This is a genomic window from Micromonospora sp. WMMD1155 (genome assembly GCF_029581275.1).
In the GTDB taxonomy this organism is placed as follows: Bacteria; Actinomycetota; Actinomycetes; order Mycobacteriales; family Micromonosporaceae; genus Micromonospora.
Genome location: NZ_CP120742.1, coordinates 4092501 through 4110834, shown reverse-complemented (window position 1 = coordinate 4110834; position 18334 = coordinate 4092501). Strand labels below are relative to the sequence as shown.

Genomic DNA, 18334 nt, shown 5'->3' with positions numbered 1-18334 from the left:
CGACGCGGTACTAACCTCGGACCGGCGCGAGAGGAGATTGCCGCGATGCCCGAGCCCCAGCCGGGAGCACGGCCGGCCGACGGGAGCACCCCGGGCGCAGAGCCGGACCGCGATCCGGCGGCCGCCGACAAGCCGACCTCCCCACCCGTACCGTCGGACCAGCCCGAGGCAACCGCCACCGAGGACGTCCCCGCGCCCAGGTGGAGCGGGTCGGCCGCGGTGCCGCCCCCGTTGCCGCGCCGACCAGCCTGGGGTGAGTCGGCCGAACCGACCCCACCGCAACCCGTGCCCGTCGGGCTGCCGGAGCACCAGACTCCGGTCGACCCGTGGGCCGGGGTGGACACCGGCGGCTGGGACCTGCCCTCCGCCGAGCTGCCCCCGCTGCCTCCGACGACGCCCTATCCGGTGCCGCCGGCGACCCGGCAGTGGTCCACCCCGCCCGCTCCCCCGGTCGGGCCGCACCAGGCGCCACCACCGCCATCACCCCCGCCGGTCGCCGGGCCCATGATGCCGAGTCGGCCGATGTCGCCGCCCGCGCCGCCGCCCGCGCCGCCGCCTGCGCCGCCGCCCGCGCCGGTCCGGCCACCGAAGCAACGCCGGGGCGGGCACACCACGCCGCCGACCGCGCCACCACCCGGGCGACAGGTGCCCAAGGGGTACGCACCGCGCCGCCGACGCCGCCGCTGGCCGTGGCTGCTGCTGCTCACCCTGGCCTGCTGCTGCGGTTGCCCCGCCTACTACGGGTTCCCGATCTCGGCCCAGTACCCGTCCCGCGCCGCGCTGCCCGAGCAGGTCGAGGACCTCACCCTGCGACAGGACAACCGCAGCGCGGAGACCGCGAAGCAACTGGCGAACGAGGTACGCAACGAGCACCTGCTGGCCGAGGACACGTTCGCCGGGGTCTACTCCACGTCGAGTGGCAAGCGGGTGACCGTCTTCGGCGGCACCGGGTTCCGGCTGACCCCGGAGGCGGACGCGGAGGCCGAGATCAGCCGGCTCGCCGACCGGTACGCCCTGGACACCCCGGAGACCGTGGACACCGGCGTACGGGGGCGACACGAACGCTGCGCCGTCGGCCGGGCCGACGGCGGCGACGTGGTGGTCTGCACCTCGGTCGACCACGGCAGCATCGCCACCGCGGTGTTCACCCGGCTCTCCGTCACCGACAGCGCCACACTGCTGAACACCCTGCGCTCCCAGATCGTCCGACCCGAAAGGGGCTGAGCCCCACGCCGGGCGGTCGACCAGCGCCGCTGGCGTGCCGGCGTTGACGTCCGTGACGCCGCGTGAGGTCGCGCCGGAACGACACATCACATCGGGCGATATACCTCTGAGTCATATTTATGACTCAGAGGTATATCGCCTTCTGGACCGGGTGTGGCCGAACGCCGGCCACCGGGCGCGGGCGGCCGACCGCAGGTGGTCGGCCGACGCCCTGGTCAGGCGTCGCGGGTCGGGTCCGGATGGGCGCGGGGCGGGGCGTAGCGGGGGACGTACTCCTGACCGGTGAGCTTCTGGATCTCGCTCATCATCTCGTCGGTCATCTGCCGCAGCGAGGTCCGGTCGTCCGGTCGGCCGGTGAAGTCCAGCGGCTTGCCGAACCGCACGGTGATCTTGGCAATGCCGGGCCGGGGCACCCGGGCGCCGATCGGCTGCGCCTTGTCCGTGCCGATCATGCCGACCGGGATGATCGGCACACCGGCGGCGATGGCCAGCCGGGCCGCGCCGGTGCGGCCTCGATAGAGCTTGCCGTCCGGCGAGCGGGTGCCCTCCGGGTAGACCACCACGAGGTCACCGCCCTTGAGCGCCGGGATCGCCGCGTCGAACGCGGACAGCGCGGCCCGGCCGCCGGCCCGCTCGACGGGAATGGCGCCCAGGCCGGTGAGGACGAACTTGGAGATCGCGCCCTTCACCCCGGTGCCCTTGAAATACTCCGACTTGGCCCAGAACGCCAGGTGTCGGGGCACGACCGTGCCGAGGAACAGCTCGTCGGCCACCGAGAGATGGTTGCCGGCGAAGATCGCGCCGCCGGTCTCCGGCACGTGTTCCAGACCCTCCACGGTCGGGCGGAACGCCACCCGCAGCGTGGGCGCCACGGTCAGCTTGCCGATGGTGTAGAGCAGGGGCACTGGTCCTCCGGCAGATGAGGTGCGAGCAGGCGGTGTCACCGTAGCGGACGCCTCCACACCTCGCAGACGGAGGTGTGGAGGCGTCCGCGTCCACGCGTTACGACCGGCGGACGGTGACGGTGACCTGCTCGCCCTCGCCGACCTCACCGGCGAAGCCGTCGAGGCCCTCGGCGAAGTCCACCGAGTCGGCGAGCACCTCACCGGAGACGAAGTCGACGTACGCCGACACGGCAGCGCGTACCTCGTCGGAGGCCGACACCGACACCACGATCCGGTCCGATACGTCCAGGTCGGCGTCCCGGCGGGCCTGCTGCACCACCCGCACCACATCGCGGGCCAGCCCCTCGGCGGCCAACTCCGGGGTCACCTCGGTGTCCAGCACCACCACACCCTCACCGCCCGGCAGCGGCGCCGAGTGCTCGGCGTCGGCGGCGACCAACCGCAGCTCGTACTCGCCCTCGGCGAGGGTGACGCCGGCGGCCACCGGGGCGCCCTCGACCAACTCCCAGTCGCCCGCCTTGACCGCCTTGATCACCTGCTGCACCTGCTTGCCGACCCGCGGGCCGAGCGCCCGGGGCACCACCGTCAACACCTGCTCGCAGTACGCGGACAGCTCCGCGCTGAACTCCACCGCCTTCACGTTGACCTCGTCGGCGATCAGGTCGGCGAACGGGCGCAACTGCTCTGCCGCCGGCGAGGCCACGGTCAGCTTGGCCAGCGGCAGCCGCACCCGCAGGCCCTTGGCCTTGCGCAGCGACAGCGCCGCCGACGCGACCGCCCGGACGTTGTCCATGGCCGCCACCAGGTCGTGGTCGGCCGGGAACTCGGTCGCCTCCGGCCAGTCGGTCAGGTGCACCGACCGCTCACCGGTGAGGCCGCGCCAGATCTCCTCCGCGGTCAGCGGCGCGAGCGGCGCCACCACCCGGCACAGCGTCTCCAGCACGGTCCACAGCGTGTCGAAGGCGTCGACGTCTCCGGACCAGAACCGGTCCCGGGAACGGCGCACGTACCAGTTGGTCAGCGCGTCCAGGTAGGACCGGACGGTCGCGCAGGCGCCGGAGATGTCGTACGCGTCCATCTGCGCACCGACCGTGGCCACCAGCTCGTTCGTCTTCGCCAGCACGTACCTGTCGAGCAGGTGCGTCGAGTCGGTACGACGACGCGCCTGGTGCCCGTCGGCGTTGGCGTAGAGCGTGAAGAAGTACCACACGTTCCACAACGGCAGCAGCACCTGCCGCACGGCGTCCCGGATGAGCGTCTCCGTCACCGCCATGTCCCCACCCCGCAGCACCGGTGAGGACATCAGCATCCACCGCATCGCGTCCGACCCGTACGAGTCGAAGACGTGGTAGACGTCCGGGTAGTTGCGCAGGCTCTTGGACATCTTGCGTCCGTCCGAGCCGAGCAGGATGCCGTGGCTCAGGCAGTTGCGGAACGCCGGCCGGTCGAACAGCGCGGTGGCGAGCACGTGCATCGTGTAGAACCAGCCACGGGTCTGCCCGATGTACTCGACGATGAAGTCACCCGGGTAGTGGTGCTCGAACCAGTCCGCGTTCTCGAACGGGTAGTGCACCTGGGCGAACGGCATCGACCCGGATTCGAACCAGCAGTCCAGCACCTCCGGCACCCGGCGCATCATCGACTGACCGGTCGGGTCGTCCGGGTTGGGGCGGACCAGCTCGTCCACCGCAGGCCGGTGCAGGTCGCTCAGACGCACCCCGAAGTCCCGCTCGATGTCGGCCAGTGAGCCGTAGACGTCCAGGCGCGGGTAGTTCGGGTCGTCGGACTTCCACACCGGGATCGGCGAGCCCCAGAACCGGTTACGGCTGATCGACCAGTCGCGGGCGTTGGCCAGCCACTTGCCGAACGAGCCGTCCTTGATGTGCCCGGGCGTCCAGTTGATCTCCTGGTTCAGCTCGACCATCCGGTCCCGGAACTGGGTCACCGCGACGAACCACGACGACACCGCCTTGTAGACCAGCGGGGTGTCGCAGCGCCAGCAGTGCGGGTACGAGTGGGTGTAGGTGTCCTGCTTGAGCACCACCCCCCGCTCCTTCAGCTCCCGGATCACCGGCTTGTTGACGTCGAAGACCTGCTCACCCTGGTACGGCGGCACCAGTGCGGTGAACCGGGTGTGGTCGTCGACGGTGACGATGGTGGGGATGCCGGCGGCGTTGCAGACGTTCTGGTCGTCCTCACCGAAGGCCGGGGCCAGGTGCACGATCCCGGTGCCGTCCTCGGTGGTCACGAACTCCGCGCCGAGCACCTGGTAGGCGTTCTCCCCGGCCTGCTCGACGAGGAAGTCGAACAGCGGCGTGTAGCGGCGTCCGACCAGGTCCCGGCCGTACACCGTGCCGACCTGCTCGTACCCGTCCAGCTCCGTGGCGTACGCGGCCAGCCGCGCGGCACCCACGACGTACCGCTGACCCTCGCGCTCCAGCACCGCGTACTCGATGTCCGGGCCGACGGCGAGCGCCAGGTTCGACGGCAGGGTCCACGGCGTGGTGGTCCAGACACCCAGCTTGACCGGCCCGCGCACCAGCTCCGGGGCGGACTCGTCGGCGGTCAGCCCGAACCACACCGACAGCGTCGGGTCGTGCCGGTCCCGGTAGACGTCGTCCATCCGGGTCTCGGTGTTCGACAGCGGCGTCTCGCACCGCCAGCAGTACGCCAGCACCCGGAAGCCCTCGTAGATCAGACCCTTGTCGTGCAGGGTCTTGAAGGCCCACATGACGCTTTCCATGTAGTCCAGGTCGAGGGTCTTGTAGTCGTTGGCGAAGTCGACCCAACGGGCCTGGCGGTTGATGTACCGCTCCCAGTCCTGGGTGAACTCCAGCACCGACGTGCGGCAGGCCTCGTTGAACTGGGCCACGCCCAGGTCGATGATCTCCGCCTTGCTGGTGATGCCGAGCTGCTTCTCCGCCACCACCTCGGCGGGCAGGCCGTGGCAGTCCCAGCCGAAGCGCCGCTCCACGTGCCGCCCGCGCATGGTCTGGTAGCGCGGCACCACGTCCTTCACGTAACCGGTGAACAGGTGACCGTAGTGCGGCAGGCCGTTCGCGAACGGCGGGCCGTCGTAGAAGACGTACTCGTTCTTGCCGTCGTCGCCGGCCGGACGGGCCTCGACCGACGCCTCGAAGGTCTTGTCCGCCGTCCAGTGCTCCAGCACCCGGCGCTCGACCGCGGGCAGGTCCGGGCTCGCCGGGACACCGGCGCCGGTCGGGTCGTGCAACGGATAGGCCATCTGCTGTCGCTCTCCTCGCAGCTCACTCTTCGTGGTCTGCGAGGACGAACCTTCCGGGGTACGCCTCGAACGACGCTCCCCGGGTGGCCCGCGGTACCACCCCGCTTGACGGTCAGGATCGACCGCCCGCTCGTTTGCCGGCTGTGACGGGCCGCACCCGTCCGGTTCTACTGAGCCGGTCACCCGGCCGTTCTTCCGGAGGCTCACCGGTGATGGCCGGGTCATCGCCTTACGGTGCTCAACGATACAAGACCCACCCGCCGCCCCGCCGCCGAGTAATCGGTGCGGGCATGAGCGGGGTCACACCTCCGGCTGTCACGGCCGACCCTGGTCCGTTCGTCGTGTCGGTGTCCGAACCGATCAGGGAGGTAAGCATGCAGCGGATGAACACGCCCGAGGTCATGCCGGAGGGATACCGGGCCGTCCTGGGCCTGGAGAAGTACGTCCAGACGAACGTCGACCACACGGTGCTGGAGCTGGTGAAGCTCCGGGCGTCGATGATCAACGGTTGCGCGTTCTGCGTGGACCTGCACAGCCGGGACGCGCTCGGTTCCGGCGAGTCGAGCCGGCGGCTCTTCGCGGTGGCCGCCTGGCGCGAGGCGCCCTTCTTCGACGAGCGGGAGCGGACCGCGCTGGCGCTCACCGACGCGGTGACCCGTCTCGGCGACCACGGCGTACCCGACGACGTCTGGGAAGCCGCCGCGAAGGTGTGGTCGGAGAAGGAGCTGGCGGACCTCGTCCTCGCGATTGCCACAATCAACGTGTGGAACCGACTGGCGGTCACCATGCGTACGGAGCCCCCGGCACAGGTGTGACGACCGAGGCGACGCAGGCGGCCGGTGCGCTCCAGGCGCACCGGCCGATGCTGCTCGGGCTGGCGTACCGCCTGCTCGGAAGCCGCCACGACGCCGAGGACGTGCTCCAGGAGGCGTACCTGCGCTGGTTGGCCGTGGACCGTTCGACGGTGGCCGAGCCGCGCCGCTACCTGTCCCGGGTCGTCACCCGGCTGGCCCTGGACCGGCTGCGGGCCCGGCAGGCGAGCCGCGAGACGTACGTCGGGCCGTGGCTGCCCGAGCCGGTGCCGACCGAGCCCTCCCCGTTCGGGCCGTTGGACCGCGCCGAGTTACGCGACTCGGTGTCCATCGCCCTGTTGCACGTGCTGGAGCGGCTCACCCCGCCGGAGCGCGCCGTGTACGTCCTGCACACCGCCTTCGACCTGCCGTACGCCGAGATCGCGGAGATCCTGGACCGGACCCCCGAGGACTGCCGGCAGCTGCACCACCGGGCGGTTTCCCGGGTACGCCAGGAGCAGCGCCGGTTCACCGCCGGCCGCTCCGAACGCGAGCGCCTGCTGGACGCCTTCCTCGCCGCCGCCCGCGACGGTGACCTGGCGACGTTGACCAGCCTGGTCGCCGCGGATGCCACCGCGTGGAACGACGGTGGTGGGCGGGCGCGGGCCGCCCGCAACCCGGTCAACGGGGCGGACCGGGTCGCCCGCTTCTTCGCCGGGGTCTACGGCCCACCCCGGAAGTGGTCGTTCCGTCGGCTGGAGCTGAACGGCGAACCCGCCGCCCTGCTCACCAGCGGGGACGGCAACCGTTACGCGCTGACCGTCGCGGCGGCCGACGGCCGGATCACCGGGATCTACGTGGTCGGCAACCCGGCGAAGGTGCCGCCGGTCGACTGAACCCCGCCGCCGCCGTCGGCGCCGCGTCGACGGCTCCGGTCAGCCCAGCTCGGGGAACCAGAGCGCGATCTCGCGCTTGGCGCTGTCCGGAGAGTCGGAGGCGTGCACCAGGTTCTCCCGGTTGGACAGCGACAGGTCGCCCCGGATGGTGCCGGCGGCGGCCTTCCGGCCGTCGGTCGCGCCGACCAGCCCACGGACCACGTCGATGACCTGGTCACCGGAGAGCACCAGGGCGACCAGCGGACCGCCGGTCATGAAGTCCTTCAACGGCGGGTAGAACGCCTTGTCGACGTGCTCGGCGTAGTGCTCGTCGGCGAGCGCCGCGTCCATCGTCCGGTGCACCATCGCGTCGATCCGCAGCCCCTTGCGCTCGAAGCGGGAGAGGACCTCGCCGACCAGGCCGCGGCGGACCGCGTCGGGCTTGATCAGAACGAGGCTGCGCTCATCCGGGCTGTTGCTGGACACGCTGGGTTCCTCCTGTACGCGTTGAACGCTCGAGATCGGTACGGTCAGCCTAGCGACCCGGTCCCGGCGCCGGCGCGGCGGCCGGTCTTTCCCCCGGTGGCCGATCCGGCCTAGCCTGGCCCTGACCCCGGGAGGTCCACTGTGGCGAATGGCGGGAACCGGCCCATCGCGCCGGTACGCAAACTGATCGGCACGGTGCTGGGCACCGTGGCCACCTTCGTCGTCCTCTTCGGGCTGGGCATGACCAGTTGGGCCATCGTGGCTCTCGGAGTCGCCCTGCTGGTGCTGGCCATCGCCCTGGCGACCGTACGCGGCGGCGGGCGCACCTGGGTGGTCGGCGTCGGGCACGTGCACAGCGCCTCCGAACCACCCACCCAGTACGCGTTCGGCCGCTGCGAACTCCAGTTGGTCATCGACGCGCCCGGCCTGCCACCACGATCAAAGAAGATCATCGAACCTCGGGTGCCGGTCTCCAAGTGGCCGTCGCTGGGCCAGACCCTGCCGATCCGGGTCGCGCTGGACGACCAGCGGCACGTCAAGGTCCTCTGGGACGAGGTGCCGACCCACGCCGAGACCGCCGCCGCCGTCGCCGACCTCCCGCCGGAGTTCGCCGACGCCGACGCGATGGACGAGGTGCTGATCCAGCAGGACGCCCCACCGTGGGCCGACCGCGCGCCGGACGACGACTTCCGGGACGACTTCCGCGACCCGCACGGCGACCCCTTCCGCGACCCGCACGGCGACCCGGTGCGCTCCGATCCCCTGCGTTCGGATCCCCTGCGCGACGACCCGGGTGTCGCGTCCGAGGAGCGCGAGCCGGTGGTGGTGCACCAGACCCCGGGCGGCCCGGTGTTGGAGGGCGTCCTCGTCGAACCCCAGGCCAGCGGGCTGCCCCGACGGGCCACCCCGGCGCCGCGCACGGCCCCCGAGGAGCGCTTCGACGAGCCCGACACCGACCGGTACGACCCCCCGCGCGACGACCTGTCGACCCCGGACCCCGCCGACCCGCCACCCGTTCAGCGCGTCGACCCACTCAGCGCGCAGCGCTCCGACCCGCTGAGCGCCCAACGCTCCGACCCGCCACCCGCGCAGCGCTCCGGACCGGGCGCGGCCGACCCACTGGATCCGCTCGACCTGCCGCTGGACGACCCCTCCCCGACCACCGCGGGCCGCGAGACCGTCACCGACGAGGAACTGGACCAGGCGATCTTCGGGTTCGACGCGGCGTCAGCCGCGGATCCGACCGCGCCGATCAGCGGGGTCGGGCTCACCCTGCTGGTCACCGACCTGTCCCGGTCGCTCGGCTTCTACCGCGACATGCTCGGCTTCACCGAGGTCGACCAGGGCGCCCACAACGCCGTACTCGCCTCCGGCACGACCCGGCTCGTCCTGCGCGAGGTGACCGGGGCCGCGCCGATCAGCCGCCGCCTGGTGCACGTCAACCTCGAGGTGAACGACATCGAAGCGGCGTACGAGCGGCTCCGTGGATCAGGCGTCCGCTTCACGTACGCACCCCGGGTGGTCAACCGGGGCAGCAAGCTGGAGGTGTGGGCGGCGGCGTTCCGTGACCCCGACGGCCACGGCATCGCCCTCACCCAGTGGCGCGAACGCGCCGACGCCTGACCCGCCCGCCTCGGCCGACGCCACCGGCGTCAGCCGAGGATGACCCGACGCACGTGCAGCGCGTACGCCCACACCAGGGCGAAGATGACGCCCAGCCCGAACAGCGACCAGTGCAGCAGACCACCAAGGATCAGCAGACCCTGGAGTACGGTGCCGGCGTTCCAGGCCCACGACCGGCGCATCATGCCGGCGAGCACGACGGCGGCCACCGCCAACGCCACCACCACACCGATCGCGGCGCCGCTCAGGTCACCGCCGACCACCCGTACCGGCTGGATCGCCAGCAACAGCACCAGCGCCTCCAGGGCGAGCGTCCCCGCGCCCAGGCCGCGTACCGCCGCCTCCGGGTTGCGCAACCCGGACCGCCGCGGCTGCCCGGGCTCCCCCACCGGCTGGTCGGCCGGTGGCCCCTCGCCCGCCGACCCGGACGGGTCGTCGGTGGCGTGCGGATCCCGCTGCGGGCCGGTCATCGCTTCAACAGCCGGCGGGCGTCGGCGACGGTGACCACCGACCCGGTTACCAGGACCCCGACCCCGCTGAGCTCACCGGGGACGTCCTCCTCGGCCAGAGCCACCGCCAGCTCGATCGCGTCCGGCATCTCCTCGGCCGACTCCACCCGCTCCTCGCCGAACACCTCGGTGGCCAGCGCGGCGAGTTCCGCCACCGGCATCGCCCGTGGCGAGCTGTTGCGGGTGACCACCACCAGGTCGGCCACCGGCTCCAACAGCTCCAGCAGGGCCTCCGCGTCCTTGTCGGCGAGTACGCCGACCACCGCCACCAGCTTGCTGAAGGCGAACTCCTCCTGCAGGGCGGTGACCGTCGCGGCCATGCCGTGCGGGTTGTGCGCGCCGTCCAGCAGGACGGTGGGTGCGCTCCGGACCCGCTCCAGCCGACCCGGCGAGCTGGCCGAGGCGAAGCCCTCCCGGACCGCCTCGATGTCGAGCTGCCGGCGGGCCCCGGCGCCCAGGAACGCCTCCACCGCCGCCAGCGCCACCGCGGCGTTCTGCGCCTGGTGGGCACCGTGCAGCGGAATGAACACGTCGTCGTACACACCGCCCAGGCCCTGGATGGTGAGCACCTGGCCGCCGACCGCGACCGCCCGGCGCAGGACGCCGAACTCGCCGCCCTCCCGCGCGATGGTGGCCCCGACCTCGGCGCAGCGTTCCAGGAGTGGACGCGCCGCCTCCTCCTCCTGGGCGGCCGCGATCACGGTGGCGCCCGGGTGGATGATGCCGGCCTTGGCCAGCGCGATGTCCTGAAGCGTGTCGCCGAGCCACTCGGTGTGGTCCAGCCCGATCGGCGTGATCACGCAGACGCCGGCCTGGATCACGTTCGTGGCGTCCTCGGCGCCGCCGAGCCCCACCTCGACCACAGCGATGTCGACGGGCGCGTCGGCGAACGTGGCGAACGCCAACGCCGTGGTCATGTCGAAGTACGTCAGCGGCTCGTCGGACCGCGCGTCGACCAACTCGGCCAGCGGCTTGATCTCCCGGTAGACCGACGCGAACCGCTCCTCGCTGACCGGCTCCCCGTCCAGGCTGATCCGCTCCCGCACGGTCTCCAGGTGCGGGCTGGTGTAGCGGCCGGTGTGCAGCCCGAACGCCCGCAACAGCGAGTCGATCATTCGCGCGGTGGAGGTCTTGCCGTTGGTGCCGGTCAGGTGGATCGCCGGGTACGCCCGCTGTGGGCTACCGAGCAGGTCGAGCAACGACTCGATCCGGTCCAGCTCGAAGACCATGCGGGTGAAACCACGGGCGTTCAGCTCCGCCTCGACGGCGGCGAAATCGGTACGGTCGGTCACGAGGACAGTGTCTCCAGAGCAGCGTCGATCCGGACCAGGTCGGCCTCGGCGGTGGCGAGCCGGTCGCGGATCTTCGCGACCACCGGCTCAGGGGCCTTGCCGACGAAGGCGGGGTTGTCGAGCTTCGCCCGGGCCTGCGCGACCTCCTTCTCGGCGGCCGCACGGTCCTTCGTGAGCCGGGCCCGCTCGGCGGCCAGGTCGATCGACCCCCGGGTGTCCAACGCGACACCGACCGCGCCGGGCATGGCCAACGTGGCGCTGGCCTGGAAGTCGTCCCCGGCCGGGTCCAGCCGGACCAGCGAACGGATCAGAGGCTCGTGGGCGGCGATGCCCGCCCCGGTCAACCCGTCGAGGCGGGCGGCCACCCGCTGCGTCGGGCGCAGCCCCTGGTCCGAACGGAACCGGCGGATCTCGGTGACCACCCGCTGCACGCTCGCCAGCTCGGCCTCGGCGGCATCGTCGACGAGCGCCCGGTCGGCCACCGGCCAAGCGGCGGTCTGCACCGTCTCGCCGCCCGTCAACGCGAGCCACAGCTCCTCGGTGACGAACGGGATGATCGGGTGCAGCAGCCGCAACAGCTGGTCGAGCACGTGCCCGAGCACCCGACGGCTGACCTCCGCCCGCTCACCACCCTCGGCGAGCACCGGCTTGCTCAGCTCCACGTACCAGTCGCAGACGTCGTCCCAGGCGAAGTGGTAGAGCAGGTCACACACCTTGGCGAACTCGTACGCCTCGAACTGCTCGTCCACCTCGGCCGTCACATGCGCCAGCCGGGACAGGATCCACCGGTCGACGGTGGAGAGCTGCTCGACGGGCGGCAGGTCGCCGGTGGTGTGCGCGCCGTTCATCAGCGCGAACCGGGTGGCGTTCCACAGCTTGTTGCAGAAGTTGCGCGAGCCCTGGCACCACTCCTCGCTGACCGGGACGTCCTGACCGGGGTTACCACCCCGAGCCAGGGTGAACCGGGTCGCGTCGGCGCCGTACCTGTCGATCCAGTCCAGCGGGTCGACCACGTTGCCGAACGACTTCGACATCTTCTTGCCGAACTGGTCACGCACCATGCCGTGCAGCGCCACCACGTCGAACGGCGGACGGCCGTCCATCGCGTACAGGCCGAACATCATCATCCGGGCGACCCAGAAGAACAGGATGTCGTACCCGGTGACCAGCACGCTGGTCGGGTAGAACTTCGCCAGTTCCGGGGTCTGCTCGGGCCAGCCGAGGGTGGAGAACGGCCACAGGCCGCTGGAGAACCAGGTGTCCAGGACGTCCTCGTCCTGGTGCCAGCCGTCGCCGGTCGGTGGCTCCTCGTCGGGGCCGACGCAGACGACCTCGCCGGCCGGGCCGTACCAGACCGGGATGCGGTGCCCCCACCAGAGCTGACGGGAGATGCACCAGTCGTGCATGTTGTCGACCCAGGCGAAGTAGCGCTTGGCCAACTCGGCCGGCTCGATGCGGACCCGACCGTCGCGCACCGCGTCACCCGCCGCCTGTGCCAGCGGGGTGGTGTTGACGAACCACTGCAACGACAGCCGGGGCTCGACAGTCGTCTTGCAGCGGGAGCAGTGCCCGACCGCGTGCACGTACGGGCGCTTCTCGGCGACGATCCGGCCCTGCTCACGCAGCGCCGCGACGATCGCGGGACGCGCCTCGAACCGGTCCAGCCCCTCGAACGGCCCGGGCACGGTGATCACACCGCGCTCGTCCATGACGGTCAGCGCGGGCAGGTCGTGACGCTGGCCGATCTCGAAGTCGTTCGGGTCGTGCGCGGGCGTCACCTTGACCATGCCCGTGCCGAAGGACGGGTCGACGTGCGCGTCGGCGACGATCGGGATCCGGCGGCCGGTCAGCGGCAGCTCGACCTCGGTGCCGATCAGGTGCTGGTAGCGCTCGTCGTCCGGGTGCACGGCCACCGCCGTGTCACCCAGCATCGTCTCGGCCCGGGTGGTGGCCACCACGACCTCGTCGCTGTACCGGATGGAGATCAGCTCACCGTCGTCGTCGGTGTGCTCGACCTCGATGTCGGAGAGCGCGGTGAGGCAGCGCGGACACCAGTTGATGATCCGGTTGGCCCGGTAGATGAGGCCGTCGTCGTACAGCTTCTTGAAGATCGTCTGGACGGCCCGGGACAGGCCCTCGTCCATGGTGAAGCGCTCGCGGTCCCAGTCCACGGAGTCGCCGAGGCGACGCATCTGGCCCAGGATGGCACCCCCGGACTCGGCCTTCCACTGCCAGACCCGCTCGACGAACTTCTCCCGGCCCAGGTCGTGTCGGGACAGCCCCTGGGCGGCGAGCTGCCGCTCGACGACGTTCTGGGTGGCGATACCGGCGTGGTCCATGCCCGGCAGCCACAGCGCCTCGAAGCCCTGCATCCGCTTCCGCCGCACCAGGGCGTCCTGCACGGTGTGGTCCAGGGCGTGGCCCATGTGCAGCGAACCGGTGACGTTCGGCGGCGGGATGACGATGGTGAAGGGCGGCTTGTCGCTGTCCGCGGAGGCCCGGAAGTGCCCGGCGGCTACCCACTGCTCGTACCGTCGCTGCTCTACCTCGCCCGGCTGGTACTGGCCGGCAAGGGTCGGGGCGGCGGGGCGGTGGGCATCCAGTCTCTCGGTCACCTGACAAGTCTACGGAGGGCTTCTCCGGACCTGACGTGCGCCACCTCTCGTTCGCGTACGGTGTCGGCTATGTCCGACGCACATCTCACCGAGCGTTCGCTCGACGGCGGTCACGAGCCGGTCGAGTTGAGCGAGGAGCCGATCCAGCTCAGCACCAGAGACTCCGGGGGCGACCCCGCCGAGCGGTCCGGCGGCTGGTCCCGGCGCCGCAAGATCGGCTGGGCGATCGCCCTTGCAGTCGGCCTCGCCGGCGCCGGTGTGCTGGGCGTCGGTGGGTGGCGTGTGGCGCAGCAGAAGAACACCCAACTGACCTCACCCGATCGGGTGGCGGGCCTGACCCGCGACGACAGCGAGCGGGCCAAGAGCACCGCCGACTACCTGCGCAGCGGCCTGGCCGCGAACATCGAGCTGGACCGCAGCTTCGGCACCGTCTACCGCGACCCCGCCGACGACAAGCGCTCGGTGCTCATCTTCGGGGGCACCACCCTCCTGTGGCAGCCGGAACGGGACCTGGACAGCCTCTTCCGCCTGATGTCGGACGAGACCGGCTCGGTGAGCGGCCTTCGCGAGGTGCCCGCCGGCGACCTGGGCGGCGTCCTCAAGTGCGGCAGCACCAGCGGCGAGGGCGGTGACTTCGCGGTGTGCGGTTGGGCCGACCACGGCAGCGTCGTGATGGCGATGTTCCCGGGCCGGTCGGTCACCGACGCCGGCGGCCTGCTCCGCAACCTCCGCTCGGAGATGCAGACCCGAGGCTGACCCGAGCGGGTGCCTCGCTCGCCGCCCGGCAGTTTCGGCCGGTCCTCAGGCCGTCCGGAGTCTCTCCGACGCTCTTTCGCCGTGGTGTTCCCGGAGCTCTTGTGTCGGGGTGTTCCCGGGGCTCCTGCGTCCCGGTGTTCCCGGGGCCGCGATACCCGCGGTTTCAGCGAAGTCGAGGCGCTCAGACCTCAGGGCGCTTCCCGCCGCCCTGCGGAGGCATCGGCACGCTGCGCGCCTCCTGCACCCGGATTTCGGCCCGCGAGGCTCTGGCAGCCCTGGCGGTCCCGGCGGCTTCAGGTCGCCGATGTGGCGGTATTCGATGTTGGGGATGCGCCCACATCGGCGATCTGGAGTGGATCACCTCGCGGTGGATCGGTTGCAGCGGCTGCGGGAGCCGACACTGGTGCAGCCCTCGGCGGAGAAATGGCCTGGTGTAGCGGTTGCGGGGCCGGCTGAGCGCAGCCCCAGCAGCATCCGGCCGTGAAACGGCCGGCGGGACGGCCCCGTGGAGTAGCCCGAGAGGACGGCGCGATGAGACGGACCGATGAAAACGATCTAACAGATCGTCCCGGTGGAGTAACCCGGGAGGACGGTGTAGCGGAACGGCCGGTGGGACGGCCCCGGTTGGGACAGCCCCGATTATCGGCCCGCTGCGATGACGTATGCGGGAACGAATGCCGGATATGCAGAACGGGCCACCCCGCAAAGGGGTGGCCCGTTCTGGAAGATTGTCCGGCGGCGTCCTACTCTCCCACACCCTCACGAGTGCAGTACCATCGGCGCTGGAGGGCTTAGCTTCCGGGTTCGGAATGTAACCGGGCGTTTCCCCTCCGCCATGACCGCCGTAACTCTATGAACATATCAAACAACCCGGCAAACAGTTCACGGGTGTTCGCTTGTTCAGAGTTGCACAGTGGACGCGTAGCAGCTTAGTAGTCAAGTCCTCGGCCTATTAGTACCGGTCAACTGAACCCGTTACCGGGCTTACATTTCCGGCCTATCAACCCAGTCGTCTAGCTGGGGGCCTTACCCCACCAAAGGTGGGTGGGATACCTCATCTTGAAGCAGGCTTCCCGCTTAGATGCTTTCAGCGGTTATCCCTTCCGAACGTAGCTAACCAGCCGTGCCCTTGGCAGGACAACTGGCACACCAGAGGTTCGTCCGTCCCGGTCCTCTCGTACTAGGGACAGCCCTTCTCAAGTATCCTACGCGCACGGCGGATAGGGACCGAACTGTCTCACGACGTTCTAAACCCAGCTCGCGTACCGCTTTAATGGGCGAACAGCCCAACCCTTGGGACCTGCTACAGCCCCAGGATGCGACGAGCCGACATCGAGGTGCCAAACCATCCCGTCGATATGGACTCTTGGGGAAGATCAGCCTGTTATCCCCGGGGTACCTTTTATCCGTTGAGCGACACCGCTTCCACTCGCAAGTGCCGGATCACTAGTCCCGACTTTCGTCCCTGCTCGACCTGTCAGTCTCACAGTCAAGCTCCCTTGTGTACTTGCACTCAACACCTGATTGCCAACCAGGCTGAGGGAACCTTTGGGCGCCTCCGTTACCCTTTAGGAGGCAACCGCCCCAGTTAAACTACCCACCAGACACTGTCCCTGAACCGGATAACGGTCCGAAGTTAGATACCCAAATCAACCAGAGTGGTATTTCAAGATTGCCTCCACCCATACTGGCGTATGGACTTCACCGGCTCCCACCTATCCTACACAAGCTAATTCGAGTACCAATGTCAAGCTATAGTAAAGGTCCCGGGGTCTTTCCGTCCTGCCGCGCGTAACGAGCATCTTTACTCGTACTGCAATTTCGCCGGGCCTGTGGTTGAGACAGTGGGGAAGTCGTTACGCCATTCGTGCAGGTCGGAACTTACCCGACAAGGAATTTCGCTACCTTAGGATGGTTATAGTTACCACCGCCGTTTACTGGCGCTTAAGTTCTCCGCTTCGCCCCGAAGAGCTAACAGGTCCCCTTAACGTTCCAGCACCGGGCAGGCGTCAGTCCATATACATCGAATTACTTCTTCGCATGGACCTGTGTTTTTAGTAAACAGTCGCTTCCCCCTGCTCTCTGCGGCCATACAACGCTCCACCCGCGCGGGGCTTCACGTCTCCGGCCCCCCTTCTCCCTAAGTTACGGGGGCAATTTGCCGAGTTCCTTAACCACAGTTCGCCCGATCGCCTCGGTATTCTCTACCTGACCACCTGTGTCGGTTTGGGGTACGGGCCGCTAAGAACTCGCTAGAGGCTTTTCTCGGCAGCATAGGATCACTGACTTCACCTGAATCGGCTCGGCATCACGTCTCAGCCCCATGCGGTGCGGATTTGCCTACACCACGGCCTACACGCTTACCCCGGCACAACCACCGGCCGGGCTCAGCTACCTTCCTGCGTCACCCCATCGCTTGACTACTACCCGCCAGGTTCCCACGCTCCCCACCATTGACCCGAAGGTCGCCGGCAGTTCGGGTGGTTAGCACAACGAGGTTCATCAGGGACGCTCTTTCGCGGGTACGGGAATATCAACCCGTTGTCCATCGACTACGCCTCTCGGCCTCGCCTTAGGTCCCGACTCACCCAGGGCGGATTAGCCTGGCCCTGGAACCCTTGGTCATCCGGCGGAAGGGTTTCTCACCCTTCTTTCGCTACTCATGCCTGCATTCTCACTCGTGCCGCGTCCACAACTAGGTCACCCCGCTGCTTCACTCGCGGCACGACGCTCCCCTACCCATCCACACACCTGCACGCACCATCAAGGGCACGCGTGGTTGAAATGTGAATGCCACAGCTTCGGCGGTGTGCTTGAGCCCCGCTACATTGTCGGCGCGGAACCACTTGACCAGTGAGCTATTACGCACTCTTTAAAGGGTGGCTGCTTCTAAGCCAACCTCCTGGTTGTCTATGCGACCCCACATCCTTTTCCACTTAGCACACGCTTAGGGGCCTTAGCTGGTGATCTGGGCTGTTTCCCTCTCGACTACGAAGCTTATCCCCCGCAGTCTCACTGCCGCGCTCTCACTTACCGGCATTCGGAGTTTGGCTGATTTCGGTAAGCTTGTGGGCCCCCTAGACCATCCAGTGCTCTACCTCCGGCAAGAAACACGCGACGCTGCACCTAAATGCATTTCGGGGAGAACCAGCTATCACGGAGTTTGATTGGCCTTTCACCCCTAACCACAGGTCATCCCCCAACTTTTCAACGTTGGTGGGTTCGGCCCTCCACGCGGTCTTACCCGCGCTTCAGCCTGCCCATGGCTAGATCACTCCGCTTCGGGTCTAGGACACGCGACTGAACCGCCCTATTCAGACTCGCTTTCGCTACGGCTCCCCCACACGGGTTAACCTCGCCACATGCCACTAACTCGCAGGCTCATTCTTCAAAAGGCACGCCGTCACCCCGCAAGGCTCCGACGGATTGTAGGCGAACGGTTTCAGGTACTATTTCACTCCCCTCCCGGGGTACTTTTCACCATTCCCTCACGGTACTCGTCCGCTATCGGTCACCAGGAAGTATTTAGGCTTACCAGGTGGTCCTGGCAGATTCACGGCAGATTTCAGGGGTCCGCCGCTACTCGGGAACACCCACAGAAGGTCAACAGCTTTCACCTACCGGACTCTCACCGTCTACGGTCAGCCATTCCAGACTGTTCGACTAGCCATTGACTTTGTAACTCCTCGAATGCATGTCAGTACACTCAGCAGGGTCCCACAACCCCGACCACGCAACCCCTGACAGGTATCACACGCAGCCGGTTTAGCCTCAATCCGCTTTCGCTCGCCACTACTCACGGAATCACTAAATTTGTTTTCTCTTCCTACGGGTACTGAGATGTTTCACTTCCCCGCGTTCCCTCCACACACCCTATGTGTTCAGGTGTGGGTGACACCACATGACTGGTGCCAGGTTTCCCCATTCGGACACCCTGGGATCACAGCTCGGTTGACAGCTCCCCCAGGCCTATCGCGGCCTCCCACGTCCTTCATCGGCTCCTGGTGCCAAGGC

Annotated in this window: 11 protein-coding genes and 2 rRNA genes (1 of these 13 running past the window's edge); 5 read left to right on the top strand and 8 right to left on the bottom strand. The window is 68.9% G+C overall.

The genetic code is table 11. The features are described from left to right. Positions 1–45 precede the first annotated feature (45 nt). Entirely contained in the window at positions 46–1224 is a 1179-nt protein-coding gene (locus O7617_RS18910) for a hypothetical protein (protein ID WP_282257086.1), read from the top strand. 215 nt (positions 1225–1439) lie between these two features. On the opposite strand, the gene O7617_RS18905 is transcribed toward O7617_RS18910, so the two are convergent. Beyond that, on the bottom strand, positions 1440–2129 hold the full coding sequence (locus O7617_RS18905; protein WP_145779371.1) for a lysophospholipid acyltransferase family protein: 690 nt from the start codon (positions 2127–2129) through the stop codon (positions 1440–1442). Positions 2130–2226: 97 nt separating this feature from the next. Next, the gene (gene ileS / locus O7617_RS18900) at positions 2227–5373 is read right to left on the bottom strand and encodes an isoleucine--tRNA ligase (protein WP_282257085.1); all 3147 of its coding nucleotides are present in this window, start codon (positions 5371–5373) and stop codon (positions 2227–2229) included. Between the two features lie 374 nt (positions 5374–5747). Between ileS and O7617_RS18895 the strand changes: the two genes are divergently transcribed. Together O7617_RS18895 and sigJ are read left to right on the top strand one after the other, a co-directional pair. Next, positions 5748–6188 (top strand): carboxymuconolactone decarboxylase family protein, encoded by a 441-nt coding sequence (locus O7617_RS18895; protein ID WP_282257084.1) that lies wholly within the window; start codon positions 5748–5750, stop codon positions 6186–6188. Beyond that, positions 6185–7060 carry an RNA polymerase sigma factor SigJ gene (gene sigJ / locus O7617_RS18890; protein WP_282257083.1) on the top strand — a complete coding sequence of 292 codons (876 nt, stop codon included), beginning with the start codon at positions 6185–6187 and terminating at the stop codon, positions 7058–7060. The genes O7617_RS18895 and sigJ overlap by 4 nt, the downstream gene beginning before the upstream one ends. Positions 7061–7099: 39 nt before the next feature. Here the strand turns inward: sigJ and ndk are convergent, their stop codons facing one another. Next, entirely contained in the window at positions 7100–7525 is a 426-nt protein-coding gene (gene ndk / locus O7617_RS18885) for a nucleoside-diphosphate kinase (protein WP_074313773.1), read from the bottom strand. Between the two features lie 141 nt (positions 7526–7666). On the opposite strand from ndk, the gene O7617_RS18880 reads away from it, so the two are divergent. Beyond that, on the top strand, positions 7667–9148 hold the full coding sequence (locus O7617_RS18880) for a VOC family protein (protein ID WP_282257082.1): 1482 nt from the start codon (positions 7667–7669) through the stop codon (positions 9146–9148). 29 nt (positions 9149–9177) lie between these two features. On the opposite strand, the gene O7617_RS18875 is transcribed toward O7617_RS18880, so the two are convergent. The 3 genes from O7617_RS18875 to O7617_RS18865 are packed head-to-tail and all read right to left on the bottom strand — an operon-like array spanning position 9178 to position 13564. Next, complete coding sequence (locus O7617_RS18875) at positions 9178–9618, bottom strand: DUF4233 domain-containing protein (RefSeq protein ID WP_282257081.1); 441 nt, start codon at positions 9616–9618, stop codon at positions 9178–9180. Next, complete coding sequence (locus O7617_RS18870; protein ID WP_282257080.1) at positions 9615–10949, bottom strand: folylpolyglutamate synthase/dihydrofolate synthase family protein; 1335 nt, start codon at positions 10947–10949, stop codon at positions 9615–9617. The genes O7617_RS18875 and O7617_RS18870 overlap by 4 nt, the downstream gene beginning before the upstream one ends. Next, the gene (locus tag O7617_RS18865) at positions 10946–13564 is read right to left on the bottom strand and encodes a valine--tRNA ligase (protein WP_282257079.1); all 2619 of its coding nucleotides are present in this window, start codon (positions 13562–13564) and stop codon (positions 10946–10948) included. Before O7617_RS18865 ends, O7617_RS18870 begins: the two co-directional genes overlap by 4 nt. 69 nt (positions 13565–13633) lie before the next feature. Between O7617_RS18865 and O7617_RS18860 the strand changes: the two genes are divergently transcribed. Further along, positions 13634–14320 (top strand): hypothetical protein, encoded by a 687-nt coding sequence (locus O7617_RS18860; RefSeq protein ID WP_282257078.1) that lies wholly within the window; start codon positions 13634–13636, stop codon positions 14318–14320. 730 nt (positions 14321–15050) lie between these two features. Here the strand turns inward: O7617_RS18860 and rrf are convergent. Continuing rightward, positions 15051–15167, bottom strand: a 5S ribosomal RNA gene (gene rrf, locus O7617_RS18855). Positions 15168–15252: 85 nt separating this feature from the next. Further along, positions 15253–18334, bottom strand: a 23S ribosomal RNA gene (locus O7617_RS18850) (it continues 29 nt past the right edge of the window).